This window comes from Tenacibaculum sp. nBUS_03, from assembly GCF_051201695.1.
In the GTDB taxonomy this organism is placed as follows: Bacteria; Bacteroidota; Bacteroidia; order Flavobacteriales; family Flavobacteriaceae; genus Polaribacter.
The window spans coordinates 72,783-88,950 of sequence record NZ_CP179214.1 but is presented as its reverse complement, the minus strand read 5'-3'; the positions used below and the strand labels follow the sequence as shown (position 1 = coordinate 88,950).

At 30.5% G+C, this 16,168-nt stretch carries 11 protein-coding genes; 9 read left to right on the top strand and 2 right to left on the bottom strand.

Annotated elements, in window-relative coordinates; all coding sequences use genetic code 11:
- Nucleotides 1-32 precede the first annotated feature (32 nt).
- From ACMFBB_RS00330 to ACMFBB_RS00310, 5 genes are all read left to right on the top strand, one after another.
- Entirely contained in the window at nucleotides 33-1,115 is a 1,083-nt protein-coding gene (locus tag ACMFBB_RS00330) for an efflux RND transporter periplasmic adaptor subunit (protein WP_435262487.1), read from the top strand.
- Between the two features lie 22 nt (nucleotides 1,116-1,137).
- Nucleotides 1,138-4,389, top strand: a complete 3,252-nt coding sequence (locus ACMFBB_RS00325) for an efflux RND transporter permease subunit (RefSeq protein ID WP_435262486.1) — start codon at nucleotides 1,138-1,140, stop codon at nucleotides 4,387-4,389.
- Nucleotides 4,386-5,825 carry a TolC family protein gene (locus ACMFBB_RS00320; protein ID WP_435262485.1) on the top strand — a complete coding sequence of 480 codons (1,440 nt, stop codon included), beginning with the start codon at nucleotides 4,386-4,388 and terminating at the stop codon, nucleotides 5,823-5,825. Before ACMFBB_RS00325 ends, ACMFBB_RS00320 begins: the two co-directional genes overlap by 4 nt.
- Before the next feature lie 145 nt (nucleotides 5,826-5,970).
- Nucleotides 5,971-6,402 carry a TerB family tellurite resistance protein gene (locus tag ACMFBB_RS00315; RefSeq protein WP_435262484.1) on the top strand — a complete coding sequence of 144 codons (432 nt, stop codon included), beginning with the start codon at nucleotides 5,971-5,973 and terminating at the stop codon, nucleotides 6,400-6,402.
- Nucleotides 6,403-6,768: 366 nt separating this feature from the next.
- The gene (locus tag ACMFBB_RS00310) at nucleotides 6,769-7,923 is read left to right on the top strand and encodes a helix-turn-helix domain-containing protein (RefSeq protein ID WP_435262483.1); all 1,155 of its coding nucleotides are present in this window, start codon (nucleotides 6,769-6,771) and stop codon (nucleotides 7,921-7,923) included.
- A gap of 146 nt (nucleotides 7,924-8,069) precedes the next feature.
- Here ACMFBB_RS00310 and ACMFBB_RS00305 read toward each other — a convergent pair whose 3' ends face one another.
- Together ACMFBB_RS00305 and ACMFBB_RS00300 are read right to left on the bottom strand one after the other, a co-directional pair.
- Nucleotides 8,070-9,851 carry a cytochrome-c peroxidase gene (locus ACMFBB_RS00305; protein ID WP_435262482.1) on the bottom strand — a complete coding sequence of 594 codons (1,782 nt, stop codon included), beginning with the start codon at nucleotides 9,849-9,851 and terminating at the stop codon, nucleotides 8,070-8,072.
- A 7-nt stretch (nucleotides 9,852-9,858) separates the two neighbouring features.
- Nucleotides 9,859-11,379 carry a phosphatase gene (locus ACMFBB_RS00300; RefSeq protein WP_435262481.1) on the bottom strand — a complete coding sequence of 507 codons (1,521 nt, stop codon included), beginning with the start codon at nucleotides 11,377-11,379 and terminating at the stop codon, nucleotides 9,859-9,861.
- A gap of 487 nt (nucleotides 11,380-11,866) precedes the next feature.
- Here ACMFBB_RS00300 and ACMFBB_RS00295 point away from each other — a divergent pair, with 487 nt between their 5' ends.
- The 4 genes from ACMFBB_RS00295 (at nucleotide 11,867) to ACMFBB_RS00280 (ending at nucleotide 16,026) form a co-directional block, all read left to right on the top strand.
- Nucleotides 11,867-12,058, top strand: a complete 192-nt coding sequence (locus tag ACMFBB_RS00295) for a hypothetical protein (protein WP_435262480.1) — start codon at nucleotides 11,867-11,869, stop codon at nucleotides 12,056-12,058.
- A gap of 1,001 nt (nucleotides 12,059-13,059) precedes the next feature.
- On the top strand, nucleotides 13,060-13,293 hold the full coding sequence (locus ACMFBB_RS00290) for a hypothetical protein (protein WP_435262479.1): 234 nt from the start codon (nucleotides 13,060-13,062) through the stop codon (nucleotides 13,291-13,293).
- A 68-nt stretch (nucleotides 13,294-13,361) separates the two neighbouring features.
- Nucleotides 13,362-15,377, top strand: a complete 2,016-nt coding sequence (locus ACMFBB_RS00285; protein WP_435262478.1) for a tetratricopeptide repeat-containing sensor histidine kinase — start codon at nucleotides 13,362-13,364, stop codon at nucleotides 15,375-15,377.
- Nucleotides 15,343-16,026, top strand: a complete 684-nt coding sequence (locus ACMFBB_RS00280) for a response regulator (RefSeq protein ID WP_435262477.1) — start codon at nucleotides 15,343-15,345, stop codon at nucleotides 16,024-16,026. The genes ACMFBB_RS00285 and ACMFBB_RS00280 overlap by 35 nt, the downstream gene beginning before the upstream one ends.
- Nucleotides 16,027-16,168: the final 142 nt, after the last annotated feature.

Below are 16,168 nucleotides of genomic sequence, written 5' to 3'. Positions count from 1 at the left end.
CACAATAACAATTCATTTAAACAATTAAAGTAATGAAAAGAATTTCTATTGTTATGGTCTTACTGACTTTTTTAAGCTATACAAGCTGTGATAAACACAAAAAAGAACATAAAAAACAAGTCAAACATTTAGTAACCAGTCCGGTGAAAATGGATACTATAATTACCAAAGATTATGTATGCCAAATACATGCTATTAGGCACATAGAATTAAGAGCTCTTGAAAAAGGGTATTTACAAAAGATATCCGTGGATGAAGGACAGACAGTAAAGAAAGGACAACACATGTTTAAAATAATGCCAAATGTTTATCAAGCAGAACTTGCAAAGGCAGAAGCTGAGTCTGAGATTGCAAAGATTGAATATAAAAACACTAAACTACTAGCAGATAAAAATGTGGTTTCCCTTAATGAATTAGCAATGTCTAAAGCAAATTTAAAAAAAGCGAATGCCAACGTCACTATGGCTAAAACTCATCTAGGATTCACTAATATTAAAGCTCCGTTTGATGGTATTATGGATCATTTGCATGTAAGGAAAGGAAGCTTATTAGATGAGGGAGAATTACTCACCACCTTATCTGATAATAGTAAAATGTGGGTCTACTTCAATGTTCCCGAAGCTGAATATTTAGATTATATTACCAATGGACATAAAGATGATAGAACACAAGTAAATCTATTAATGGCAAATAACAAGGAGTTCAACCATAAGGGGTTTGTTGAAACTATTGAAGGAGAATTCAACAATGAAACAGGGAATATTGCTTTTAGAGCTACTTTTCCAAATCCAGACAAAATACTAAGGCATGGAGAAACGGGAAGTATTTTAATGAAAATTCCATTAATGGACGCTCTTATAATTCCACAGAAAGCGACCTTTGAAGTACTAGATAAAAAATTTGTTTATGTACTGGACAAAGATAATATAATTCAGCAAAGAGAAATTTTTGTCGGATTCCAACTACCTCATTTGTTTGTGGTGAACAAAGGACTTTCCGAAAAAGATAAGATATTATTGGAAGGGATTCGATTGGTAAAAGAAGGAAAACATATAGACTATGAGTTTATTGCCCCCCTAAAAGTTTTGTCGAATTTAAACCTCTACGCAGAATAATTCATCAATAAATAACAAAAAAATGTTCAGTCAATTTATAAAACGGCCAGTATTGGCCATAGTAATCTCTGTAATTATTGTTTTTACAGGTTTGCTTTCGATTAATAAATTACCAACATCCCAGTTTCCACAAATTGCACCAACAACTGTAAATATTTTTATAGCCTATCCAGGAGCAAGTGCAGATGTATTGGTAAAATCAACGTTGATTCCTTTAGAAACATCTATTAACGGAGTTCAAGGCATGCGTTATATAGCTTCAGATGCTACCAGTGCAGGTGAAGGAACTTTACGTATTATTTTTGAACCTGGTACAGACCCCAATCAAGCGGTAGTTAGAGTGAAAACTAGGGTAGATCAAGTAATGCCTCTATTACCTCCATTAGTTCAGCGAGAAGGTGTAATTATCACCCCCGTACAACCAAGTATGCTGATGTACGTTAACCTTTATAGTGATACAAAGAAGAACGATGAAAAATTTCTATATAACTATGCTTATACTAAAATTGTACCTGAATTACAGAGAATCAATGGTATAGCGAGTGCCAAAATACTGGGTAGTCGAAAATATGCAATGCGCGTATGGCTTAAACCAGACCGCATGCGTGCCTATAATATTTCAGCTGAAGAAGTTTTGAAGGCGATGGATGAGCAAAGTGTTATTGCTCGACCTGGTAGGCTGGGAAGAAGTTCAGGAAAACAAGCACAATCTCTGGAATACGTTCTGACTTATGAAGGTAGATTTAATGAAGCTGACCAATACAAAAACATTATTATTAAGGCAAATGAGGAAGGTGAAATCCTTAAATTAGGAGATATTGCAGAAGTAGAGTTGGGAAGTGAGTTTTTTGATATCTATTCAAATCTAGACGGAAAACCTTCCGCATCTATAGTCTTAAAACAAACATTCGGTAGTAATGCTAGTGATGTTATAGATACGGTAAAAGATAAACTAAAGGAACTCGAAGAATTTCTTCCACCAGGAATAGACTATAAAATCAGTTATGATGTTTCTAATTTTTTAGATGCATCTATGGAACAAGTAATACATACATTAAGAGATGCTTTTATCTTAGTAACTATTGTAGTATTCGTATTTTTAGGTGATTGGAGATCTACTCTTATTCCTATTATAGCCGTACCTGTTTCATTAATAGGAGCATTCTTTGTGATGCAGTTGTTCGGACTCTCCATTAATCTGATTACACTATTTGCATTAGTGCTTGCCATTGGTATTGTAGTAGATGATGCTATTGTTGTAGTAGAAGCTGTTCATGCCAAAATGGAGGGAGACCATACCCTTACCCCCTATCAGGCAGTAAAAACTGTAGTGAGTGATATTGGTGGCGCAATTATCGCAATTACACTAGTCATGGTATCAGTTTTTGTTCCCGTATCATTTATGACTGGCCCTGTTGGGGTATTCTACAGACAATTTTCAATTACAATGGCAGGTTCTATTATTATTTCAGCCGTTGTAGCATTGACACTTACACCTGTTTTATGTGCCATGATATTAAAAAATGACCACAATAAACCAAGAAAGAAAACACTAATCAACAAATTTATTAATTGGTTCAATACCAGATTTGATAAACTAACAGGATGCTATGTTGGTATTTTAAAACTTATTGTCAACAGAAGAGTACTAACATTTGGAATCCTAGTAGCATTCTGTGTAGGAATTTTTGTAACAAATAAAATATTACCAGCAGGATTTATTCCGAACGAAGATCAAGGTACTATTTACGCTATTATACAAACACCACCAGGGGCTACGTTAGAACGTACCAATGAGGTTGCTAAAAACCTACAATTAATATGTAAAGAAATGGAAGGTATCGAATCCGTTTCGTCGCTTGCAGGATATGAAATTATGACAGAAGGACGCGGTTCTAATGCAGGTACTTGTCTAATCAATTTAAAACCATGGTCAGAGCGAGACAAATCGGTGCATGAAATCATGGAAGAGTTAGAGGAAAAAAGTAAGGATTTAGGAGCAATAATTGAATACTTTGAACCACCAGCTCTTCCAGGCTTTGGTTCATCTGGCGGATTTTCAATGCGTCTTTTAGATAAAACCAACGGAACTGACTATCAAGAATTCGAGAAAATCAACAATACCTTTATAGATGCATTACGAAAACGAAAGGAGCTTACAGGTTTATTTACCTTTTTTACAGCAAATTATCCTCAGTATGAACTTAAAATAAATAATAAAGTAGCCATGCAAAAAGGAGTATCCATTGGTAAGGCTATGGAAAACTTAAATATTCTTATAGGTAGTACTTATGAGCAAGGCTTCATTAAGTTTGGAAGATTCTTTAAAGTATATACACAGGCAGCTCCTGAATATAGAAGATTACCATCTGATTTGAAAAAATTATTTGTAAAAAATGAAGCTGGAGGAATGGTTCCATATTCTTCTTTCATGACACTTGAAAAGAAATTGGGTCCAAACGAAATTACACGGTATAACCTCTACAATTCGGCAGCTATTAGAGGGCTTCCTGCAACTGGATACACAAGTGATGACGCTATCAAAGCTATTCGCGAAGTAGCTAAAGAAACCTTACCACGTGGTTATGATATTGCATGGGAAGGATTATCATACGATGAAGCTAGTCGTGGAAATGAATCTATTTACATTTTTGCAGTGGTTTTGATATTTGTCTATTTAGTATTGGCTGCACAATATGAAAGTTTCTTATTACCCTTGGCGGTTATTCTGTCTCTTCCTATTGGTATTTTCGGTTCATTCTTAGTACTTAAAATCATGGGCTTAGCCAACGATGTATATGCTCAAATAGGACTCATTATGCTGGTTGGGCTATTGGGCAAAAATGCAGTGCTTATTATAGAATTTGCCGTACAAAGTAAACGTGAAGGAGCTACCTTATTAGCCGCAGCAATTGAAGGAGCAAAAATGCGTTTTCGCCCAATTCTAATGACTTCATTTGCATTTATTGCTGGATTAATTCCTCTAGTAATTGCTACAGGCGCAGGAGCCATTGGTAATAGAACCATTGGGGGTTCTGCTATGGGAGGAATGCTGATTGGAACATTACTAGGGGTTTTGGTAATACCTGGACTATACTACATTTTTGGAAAAATGGCTGATGGTCGTGGACTGATTAAAAACGAATCAGATGAGCCTGTTTCTGAAGAATTCATGAGAATATCGGAAAGCAAAAGTGAAACCAAAAAGGAGTTAACTCGCATACAGAAACTATTAAAAAAACTTACCACCAGAAAAAAAACGAGCAAAAAATGAAAAAAATAGTCAAAAATAAATCGTCATATGTTGTCCTTTTTGGTTTGGGAATCTTGATTCAGTCATGTGTGCCAACCAAGAATATTAGAAAAGCGAATACTTCTGTTCCTGAAGTATATCAAAAACAACTGAACGATACTCTTAATAGTGGGATGACTCATTGGAAAGATTTCTTTTCTGACACATATTTGAGTGCTCTTATTGACACTGCACTTGTGAAGAATCAGGAGTTGAATATCATACTACAGCAGATTGCGGTTGCCAAAAATGAAATTAAGGCACGAAAGGGAGAATACCTTCCTTTCGTGAACTATCAGGTAGGAGCGGAAGTTGAAAAAGCTAGTGAGTATACTCGCAAAGGTGCAGTGGAAAAAAACTTGCCTATAAGGGAAAAAGAAGCATTTCCAAACCCTTTACAAAACTATTCTGCCAGATTGTTTGCTTCTTGGGAGATTGATGTTTGGAAAAAGCTCCGTAACTCAAAAAAAACAGCAGTCATGGAGTATTTAGCAAGTATAGAAGGGAAAAATTTTATGGTAACTAATTTGGTGTCAGAAATAGCTAATGCTTATTATGAATTGATTGCCCTAGATAATCAAATGGCTATTATAGAACAGAATCTTGAAATCCAGCAAAATGCTCTGGAAATCGTAAAACTCCAAAAACAAGCCGCTCGAGCTACTGAATTGGCTGTAAAACGTTTTGAAGCAGAGGTATTAAAAAACAAAAGTGGTAAATATGAAATCAAACAACAAATTGTTGAAACTGAAAACAGAATTAACTTTTTGCTTGGGAGACAGCCTAGACCTATTCATAGAACCTCTGAAAATTTCTTGAACACTACTATCGGAACTATTTCAACAGGAATACCCTCACAATTATTGCTAAATCGTCCAGACATAAGAAAAGCTGAGTATGAACTCGCAGCCTCAAAATTAAATGTAAAAGTAGCAAGAGCCAATTTTTACCCATCATTCAGTTTAAAAGCGGATGTAGGTTTAAAAGCATTTAAACCAAAATTTTTGACTTCAACTCCAGAGTCACTTCTTTATAGTTTTGCAGGAGATGTTGTTGGTCCCCTAATTAATAGGAACGCAATTAAAGCAGAATATGCCAATGCTAATGCACTACAATTGAGAGCTGTTTTTGAATATGAGAAAACAATTTTGAAAGGGTATATGGAAGTAACCAATGAGCTGTCCAATATTGAAAACCTGAACAATAATTATGAATTTAAAAATAAACAAGTCGATGCGCTTACAAAAGCTATAGAAATATCAAATCAACTTTTTCAATCAGCTCGTGCGGATTATATGGAAGTATTACTAACACAAAGAGATGCTTTGGAATCTAAAATAGAACTTGTAGAAACTAAAAAAGAACAAATGTTGGCTAAAATTTCAATATACCGTGCTCTTGGAGGTGGCTGGAAATAAAAATTTTACAAAAAAATAATAAAATGTAAAACTCTTAATAATCATTGATTAGAAAATGAGTTACTCACGAAAACCATTAGTATATTTTGATTAGTAAATGGTTTTATTATACCCAAAGAATTAAAACACTATAAAAGAATATAAAATGTCTATATCACAACTATATGAATCAGGAACTCAGAAACGCAATGTACTCCATTTTGCAGCTATAGCTAATATAGCGCTAGTGGATGGAAAAGTTAATATTGCAGAACAAAAAATGCTGAACAGTTTTTCAAGAAAACTTGATATCAGTGAAGAACAATACAAAGAAATAATGAATAATATTTCTAGCTATCCTTTGCCTTTGGTTAATTCTATTAAAGAGCGATTTGAATACATCTACGAATTTTTTTGTATGATTTATGCAGACCACGAGATTGACGAACTTGAAATGCATTTAGTTAAAAAATATGCAATAGGTATTGGATTTAATGATGCTATGTCAGAAAAATTGATACGGATATCTATAAAGATATTTAGTGGTAAGTTATCTTTTGATGAATATACTCTTTTCGTTAAACAGCTATCAGAATGAACTACAACTTTGCAAGATTAGCAAAGAGCTAGTGTGCGCAACAGCTTTAAAAAGTTGTTGCGCTATTTTTTAATTTCATAAATTAAGACATACTCTAAGGGCGTATCAAAAGAATCAAGAAAGAGAAAGTGAATAATACACTAAAAAAAAGTTACTATAGAACCCTATAAGTAAAATTGAAAATATTATCGATGATTTGTATATATCAATTTAAATGCAATATCTTTTTGTTGAACGTCAACAACTGAGTAGTGAGTAATCACAATTTATGTAATCCTAAAATTAGCCCATCTTATTAAGAATAAGTATATTTTATTCTATCTAATGAAAATAAACAACTATTAAAATGTAATTTTGTGCCCCTTAATGGAATATTCGTATAACATAATAAGTATTATAGATATCCTTGGAGTAATTCAGGGACTACTTTTTGGAATAATGCTATTATTAATACATTCTAAAAAGAATAAACCTACTCTATTTTTAGGACTATTTATACTATTGTTTTCAATGGAACCAATTCCAAACATATTAGAAGATATGGGAATTTTACACCAGTATCCAATATTAGAACTCCCCCCTATTCATTTTCATTTTTTAGCCTATCCATTATTTTATATCTATATCCAAAAAACATCTGTATTTAATGATAAAAAACTTAACTACTGGACATTGATACCAGGTGCTTTTGAAACTCTAGTAGGGTTCATAATTTTCTTACTTCCTATTGAAACTAAATTACAACTTAAATTTTCATCTTATGCGCTGATTTATTTTGTTTTTGGTCTTTGTTATTCAATTTTTATTGGAATGCTGACCATTCGTTGGATTATCTTACATCAAAAAGAAGTAGCGAATCAATTTTCCGATACAATTCATAAAAACTTAAATTGGTCCAAACTTTTTATATACGGTAGTATCTTTTTTCAACTATTATTATTACTTCATCACTTCATAGATAACCATACGCTATATTTCTTTGTTACCTTGGTTAATGTGATATTAATTTATTGGGTATCCTTTAAAGGAATTACCCAAGACAATATAGTATCACTATATGTTATAATTCCTGAACCAGAACAAAATTTTACATCCTATGAAGAAGTCAGTTCTACGATAGGAGTATCGGTTCCATTGTTATTACAACCATCCTCAAATAAAAAAGAAAAGGTACAATTTATGAATTCCGAAGAAATGCTGGAGGTTATAAATATAATAACAAACAGTATTCATGATACGCAAATTTTCTTAAAACATAATCTAACCATCGTTGATATTGCAGAGGCAACACAAATTCATCCTAAACGAATCTCCTATGCTTTAAACAATCAATTGAAGCTAAACTTCAACAATTTTATAAATAAGTTTAGGGTAAACAAAGCTAAAGAGCTTTTAGGAAATGAGAAATTCAATCATTTATCTATAGAAGGTATTGGAATGGAAGTAGGTTTTCGTACTAAAGCTACATTTTATTCGGCATTTAAAAAATATGAAGGCTGTACACCTGCAAAGTACCGTTAAAGTTTTTTAATAATTTATAGTGGAAAAACATCTTAAAAAGTCTTGTTTATTTTGGTCGTAGTTACAATTCAAAATTACAAGAATATTTAAGTATACTTCCATTAAGTTATGTTAATAAAAGACTGCCCATTTAGGACAGTCTTTAGTTAGTACTCGTCTGTTAGAGTTTTCATAAAAGCCACAATTTCTTTTATCTCTTTATCTGATAAATTTAATTCATCAAAAGGCAATGTTTGATTTGGTAAATTAAAACCTAAACCTACTCCGCCCCCTTTGTTATAAAAGTTTACAACCTCTTCTAACGTTTTATACACACCGTTATGCATATAAGGAGCTGTTTTAGCTATATTTCTGATTGTAGGAGTTTTAAAAAAGTGTTTTCTTTCCTCTGTATTATATAAATAAAACCTCCCTAAATCTTTACTTAACTTAGTGGTATCAATATCAGGAGTTCCTATGGCTTCTAACTCTGTATCATTATAATTTGGTGGCACTGTACCGTTAAAAACAGGAGCAAAATGACAAGTTGCACATAATGCTTTTCCCATAAATAAATTAAACCCATTTTTCTCTTCTTCGGATAAGGTATTAACTTCACTTCTTATGTTTTTATCAAATTTAGAATTAAATGTATTTAGTGTTCTTACATAAGATGCAATCGCGTGTCTAATATTATATCCTATGCGTTTATTCTTATAAAGTTTTTTAATTTTCAGCCTATAAATATCCTTATTCATAACTCTTGCTACTACTGAGTCCATAGACATATCAAATTCGTTATGATTTTTAACAACACCAACAACCTGACCTTCTAAACTCCCAGCTCTAGAGTCCATAAAAAAACCTCTTTGGTAGGCAGCATAAGTAACTGTTGGTGTATTTCGGGTTTGATGCTTATTAAATGTTCTTTTTCCATCTGCAAAACCTAAATCTTTTACATGACAGGTAGCGCAAGACATATTAGATTGTTTAGAAAGCGTAACATCATTAAATAATTGCTTACCAAATTTAATTTTCTCTTCTAAAAAAATGGTATCATTTTTTACATCTGAAAAATAAGTTTTATTTAATGTCTTTTTTGAAAAAAGTTCTGTCATAGTATTAGAAAGTGCCATTTCAAAGGGGAACTTAACTTTCCAATCTTTTTGTACTTCTAGCAGTGCTTTCAATTGTTTAGAAATACAATTCTTTATAAAACTATACCTATCAAAAGTATCATAATCGTAAGTTAATTTTTCTTTAGCTTCTTCTATTAATTTTATAAACCTATTTAAAACGTCTTTGGATGAAAATTTAGATTCACTTATTTTAAGAATATCTAATACAGTTTTATAGGTATATATTGATTCCTTTAAAGACTCATTTAATACAGGTGAATCAAAACCTGTAATTCCAGTAGTAGCTATTCGTGTAATATGCTCACGTAATAACCATATTATATGGTAATCTTTTAATTGTAAGACTACATTGTTTTTAATTAACTTTAATCTAGCACTGGTTACGCTTACTAAATTTGTTAATGCCAAAGTATCTAATGAATCTTCGTAAAGAGTTTCCTCTAGTACTTGAAAACCAATTGGATTCATTACTCTAGTATCTAAACTTTCTTCACCTTTTACTATTAAAATATTAGGAGCATTCAATGACTTGTAGTTATTTTTATCAGAATAAGCTAGAATAGGTTCAAGAAATTTAAAATTCTTTCTTGCATTTAAATAGTGCTTCTTTTTATCCTTAATATTTTCATGTGTATTTATACTATCTAAATAATTAACTGTTGACAGCAAATGCTTTTTATAAAGCTTTTGTATCTCCTTATTAATTAAATTAATAGACGTATAATTATCTTTCTTTTTACCGCATGAAATTGCTAAAAGCAAAAGACATACACAAAGGTATGCCTTAGGTTTATTCAACGTATTTTTCATAAAAAAACTATCTCTCTAATCCTGTAATTATATGTAATACAGACCCTTCTTTTCTACTGTTGGCTACATCAGCATTTGCTAATGGGTCAGTAAATGCAGTACCGTCTAATGGGTCCCATCCGTGATTTTGAGTAATAACCATAAAAGTATTCTTTCCTGTATTTACAACATCTGTAACATCTATCATTCCAGTAATTTCCCATGCTTTCCCAGTATTACCATATCCTTTTGTTGCTGCATAATCTTGATTACACTCTAAAACTACTTTTAATTCACTTGTAGTTAAATTATATTGATATAATCTTGCATAATGATTTTTCTCAGTTACATCAAAGTATCCATTTGGATCTTCTTGTATGTATGCATAATTCTCGGTGATTAAAATATTATCAGGACTATGAAAATCTTTTGCTTTTCCAGTTAATTTATCACCATCTAAAATACACGTAATTTTTGCTGCTCCTGTTGGATCATTATCGTTTAAAACCACTTTATAGATACGCCCATAATAAGTACCTTTATTTTTTAAACCATCTTTTCTTCTTCCTGTAACACAAAAATATATTTCTCTATTATTTTTAGCTGATCCTCTTCTCCAATCAATATCTTCTAATCTAGAGAACCCCATTACACCTTTAGTTTTTGCCTCAGTATCTAATGCATTTATCTCTTTTTCTTTTAACTCAACAAATTCAGCATTATATTCAACCCCTTCAGTCATATCAACTTCATAATTAATACCTGCAGATGTTACTTTTAAACCGTATAACTTTCCTCCATTTAAATCTCCTTGATTTCCAACATACATTCCTAACTGACCAGAAGGAGTATTATTATCACTGTGATCATCTCCAATAAATACAACAGTTTTTCCTGCATAAGCATCTTTACCTATTGCTACTGCATTTTCAGTTGACCATTGTCCTAACGCTGGTAACATAGTAGCGCTTCCTGCTGCAGTTGCATTTTTTGTTGGATCTGTAGAAAAAACACCTTTAGAAGATCCTCCCCACTCTCCACCTGACAAATACAACGGACCAAATCCGTGCTCTTGTGGTGTTATTAAAGATCCTGAACACTGTGCTGTGTTCCCAGTAGCTTGAGCATTTAAAATATAGTCACCTGAAGTTGGTCTTAATTTATCATTTAGCCTTATTCTAGCTATTGAATAATCAGCCTCTATATTATTAATTAGTGTAAAGCTTCCGTCTGATTCTGCCAATAACCCAGCACCATCAGCCATAGAACCATACACAAAATTTGGACTGTTTGGAATTACATCTTCCGATGATAAAATTGGAGTAATTTTTAAATGAGAAAACTGCCCTGTAACTTTTAAAAAATTAGGCGTTTTGGAAGCTGTTAAATATACTGATGAATCGGAACCGTCTGCTCCATTATTTCCATCCTTACCATCTTTTCCATCAATCCCATTTACACCATCAATTCCGTCTTTACAAGACATGAATCCTACAAAAATACATGTTAAAGTTATTAATGTAATTTTACTTAAATTAAATTTTTTCATTGTTTTATATTAGTTTTGTCTTTAATAATTCCACAAATCAACGTTTGTGAAATTACCTTATCCTTAACTTAATTTTAAATTCATATAAGCTAAAGGTTAACAACTTTATTAAAACATGAATAATTAGAATTGCTTTAAATAAAAGCAATATTAAAACAAAAAAAACGCCAAAATTGACGTTTTTCCCTTTCACACCCATATAAATATGGAAAAATATAAAGAATCTTCACTAATACTTAAGCAACTATAATTCAAATAATGCTTCGATTTAAACAATGAGAAATTCAGATTCTTTATAAAGCTTTTTCATAGAAATTTTCCCCGACGACTCCTAGTATTATTTTTTTACATTGTTTATGTTAATCTTGTTTGATTAAGATTTTTAGTACGTCACAAAGATATTTAGACTTTTTTGTAATGTGGTAAGTCAGTGACTTACTTTTAGTAAGTCACTGACTTACTTTTTACCTTTTTTACCTACTTATTTATGAGTATTAACAAAAAAGAACTTTTTAATCTTTTAAAAACCAATATATTTGCCGCTATAATGAGAGAAATAAATAAGCACATAGAACCAAAAGCACTAACCAGTGGTTGTCAATTTAAAGGAATTGATAAAACAGATGCATTAAATAGGTCGCTATATGTACATTCTAGTAATTATTTTAAGATGAAATAACACTAAAGAATTAACTATATATAAGCGTCCAAGTAAATTTGGACGCTTTTTTTTATATTTTTTTTAACATAATGATGGAAATTTAAATACATAAAATACAATTGAACTTGAACGCTAAGCAATTGAACACCAAAATATTGCACATTCAACTATAACTTAGATACTTTCTGAGGAGGAATTCTACGTTTAAAAAATAATTTCAAATTACTGATTTACAAGTATTTAACCTAAAATAAATTTGTGTATTCCAAAAAACAGTATAATATTTGCACCATCAAAAAAATAAATAATTAACAATAACCATATGTATTTACACAGAAAAATAAGTAATGAGTTTGTTTGGCTAATTGGAGCAGATTCTGGCGTAATAATAAATAGGGATGCAATTTGTAAAATAAAATATAGAAAATTGAGGTAACAAAACTCACTTACTATACACAACATACCAAAGGCGTCTTTTTATGAAAGATGTCTTTTTTTTTTACAGAAAAACTAACTAAACATCCAAACTAAACAGTAATCCATTTTTAAAATGTTAAAATACGTGAATTTATTGCTTATATCACAAAAAATACGTATATTAGGTATATGAAAAATTAAAAAACTATGAGAACATTAAAATTGCACATACTAAATGAAAAAGGACGTTTACTCATCCAAATGCAACGCTTACTAAAATTACGCACACCGTAAGATTGAAACCCGCTAATTTAGGGTTCAATTCAACTAGCGTTCATTTAAAAATTACAAACGCTTCCTAATTTATCGACAAAGTAGAATTTACATGAAGTCTGTTGTACTCAATAGGCCTTATCAGTAATACATCTTCATTAAGTTGGCATTCGCCTACTATTAATTCTACTAACACTCTCAATTACTGAGATGTATGGTTGTACCGTTAATACAAAATTAACGATGCAACACTATCGACGAACATTCGATATAACGATTGCTGCATCTGCGGCATGGGAAATTAATGTCAACTATTAAAATTGAAAATTATGAAAACTTTAAAAAATATTCTAGGTCTAATTGCTATTCTATTAATAACAACTTCTTGTACTGATTTAAGTGAAGACTTAACACTACAAGACAAAATAAAAAAAGATAATATTACAAACTCTATAAAACAAGATAACTTGCCTCCTGACACTGGTGGAACTTCAGGTAATGGATCAACTCAATATACTGGAGGTAATGATGGTGAAACTGGTGATGGTGGTAAGGATAATTAATACATTTAAAAAAGTCTTTAACATTTGTTAAAGACTTTTTTTTTAGCTTTGTTAAAAATAAAACTCAATTGAAATCTTTAAAAAAACATTTTTTTTTTATATTAATATTATACTTAAATTTTTCCTATGGGTCCCAGAATGATAGTATTGATGTATGGATAAAGCAAGCTAAAAGTAGAAAGTTAGATAAAACTATTAGAAAAGAAATATTATTAAAAGCTTATAATCATATTATATCAAATAAAAATGAACTCCCCTTAAAACTAAGTTCTATTGCATATGAATTCTATAACTTAAAAGATACAGTTACTTTTTTTAAAATAAACAGACAAGCATTAAAACTTGCTCAAAGAAATAATCACACCTATGCTATCGGAGATGCTCAATGGAATTATGCTACTTTTTATACACGTATAGAAATCTTTGATAAAGCTTATTTTCATTTTAATGAAGCATATCAAGCATTCACCAAAAAAGGATACAAAAAAGAAGCTGCCCAAACATTGCATGGAATGGCTAGAATTAAGGGAAAATATCGTGATTACACCGGTAGTGAGTCATTAAATATAAAAGTTATACAATTATTCAAAGAATTGAGAAGTTATATGCGTCTATATTCTGCATACAACCATTTAGCTAACCTACAAAAAGATATTAAAGAATATGACAGATCATTATTTTACTATAATAAAGCTTTACAATATTTAAACAAGACTAAGTATAAAAAAAAATACTATGAAATACTTTTAAATAATATAGGGAGAGTTTATTTTAAAAAAAAGAACTTTAATAAAGCTATAGAATACTATAATAAAGCACTAGAATATAATTATCAAAAAGAAAATTTTGCCAGAATAATAAGTAATCGAGCTTACTGTAAATTATTTCTAAACGATACTTTAGGTGTAAAAAATGAATTATATAAAGCTTATTTTATAAGAGATAGTTTAAAAGATAAAACAAATATTCTTGCTTCTAAATTATATATATCAGATTATTATAAATATATAAAAGACACTATTAAAGCAATACAGTATGCTAAAGAATCGAACTTGTTAGCTAAACAAATAAAAAATGGTGGTGATTATTTAACTTCTTTAAAACAATTAGCGAATTTAGATGTTAAAAATTCAAAAAAATACTTAGATCGGTATATTGAGTTTAACGATAGCTTAATAAATGCAGAACGTAAAATTCAAAATAAATTTACTCGTATTGAATTTGAAACTGATGAGTATATTGAAGAAACGGAACGTTTATCGCAACAACGTATTTGGATCATTGTTACTAGTATTGGTGGGGTATTAATTTTAAGTTTATTATACTTTTTACGTGTACAGAAAGTACAAAATGAAAAATTAAGTATTGAAGCTGAACATCAAAAAGCTAATGAAGAAGTATATGTTTTAACGCTACAACAACAAGCCAAACTTGAGGAAGAGCGTATTAAAGAACGTAATAGAATTTCAGAAGAACTACATGATGGAATTTTAGGAAAACTATTTGGAACTCGCTTTGGATTAGGTTTTTTACCTATAAAAGGTGAAGAACAAACGCTTGAGAAGCATCAAAGTTTATTAAATGAGTTACAAGATATTGAAAAAGAAATTAGAGATGTGTCTCACAAATTAAGTGATAATTTTAGTGCCTCTAATATTAATTTTACCTCTATCATTAAACAGTTATTGGAAGACAAAGGTGTTATTGGTAACTTCACGCATACTATTGCATTTTCTCCTGATATTGTATGGAAAGATATTAATGAAATTACAAAAGCTAATGTATACAGAATCATACAAGAGGCTCTACAAAATATCATTAAGCATGCTAAAGCAAAAAACGTTACCTTAGACTTTTATTTAAAGAATAAAAATTTAGTTCTAAAAATTCAAGACGATGGTGTTGGATTTACGAGTAAAAAAGGAAAAAAAGGAATTGGATTAAAAAATATAAAAACTAGAATTGAAAAATTAAAAGGAAGCATTGAAATAAAATCCGAAATTAATGTAGGTACTACCCTACTCATTAACACCCCTTACATCCAAAAAGATGGAAAAAAAACAATTAACAGCGTTAATAATTGATGATCACCCTTTAATATCAGAAGCTTATAAAAGTGCTTTTCAATACATAGAAAGTCAAGAACATGAATATCGTTTTGAAATTCATGTAAAACACAATTGCGATGATGCTTGCACTATTATCAAAGAATATTCTCGCTTAAAAAATACAATTGATGTTATTTTTTTAGACATGCGATTACCGGCATCAAAAGATGGAACCATACTTTCTGGTGAAGATTTAGGTTTAAAAATAAATCAACTTTTACCTGATTCAAAAATTATTGTTTCTACCACTTTTAATGATAATTTTAGAGTACACAGTATTTTAAGAAACATTAACCCTGATGGTTTTCTGGTAAAAAATGATATTACTCCGCAAGAATTAGTAACTGCTATAAAAGAAGTTATTACTGCTCCGCCATACTACAGTAAAACAGTAATGAAACTTATAAGAAACCAAATTTCAAGTGATTACGTATTAGATGATATTGACAGAAAAATATTGTATGAACTTTCAATAGGAAATAGAATGAAAAAATTACCTGAAGTTATTCCGCTTTCTTTTGCTGGTATTCAAAAAAGAAAAAGACAATTAGCTAAAGTATTTGATGTAGATGGAAATGATGATAGAGAATTAATTTTAGTAGCAAGAGATAAAGGTTTTTTATAAAAAATAGTATTTAAAAACAAAAAGGGAACTATTAAAAATAGTTCTCTTTTATAATTTTTACTTAAAATTTATATATTACAGAAGCTTAAAAAAAACTTCGTTTTTAATATATTCCTTATTTTATTTAGCCGTTTTTGATGAA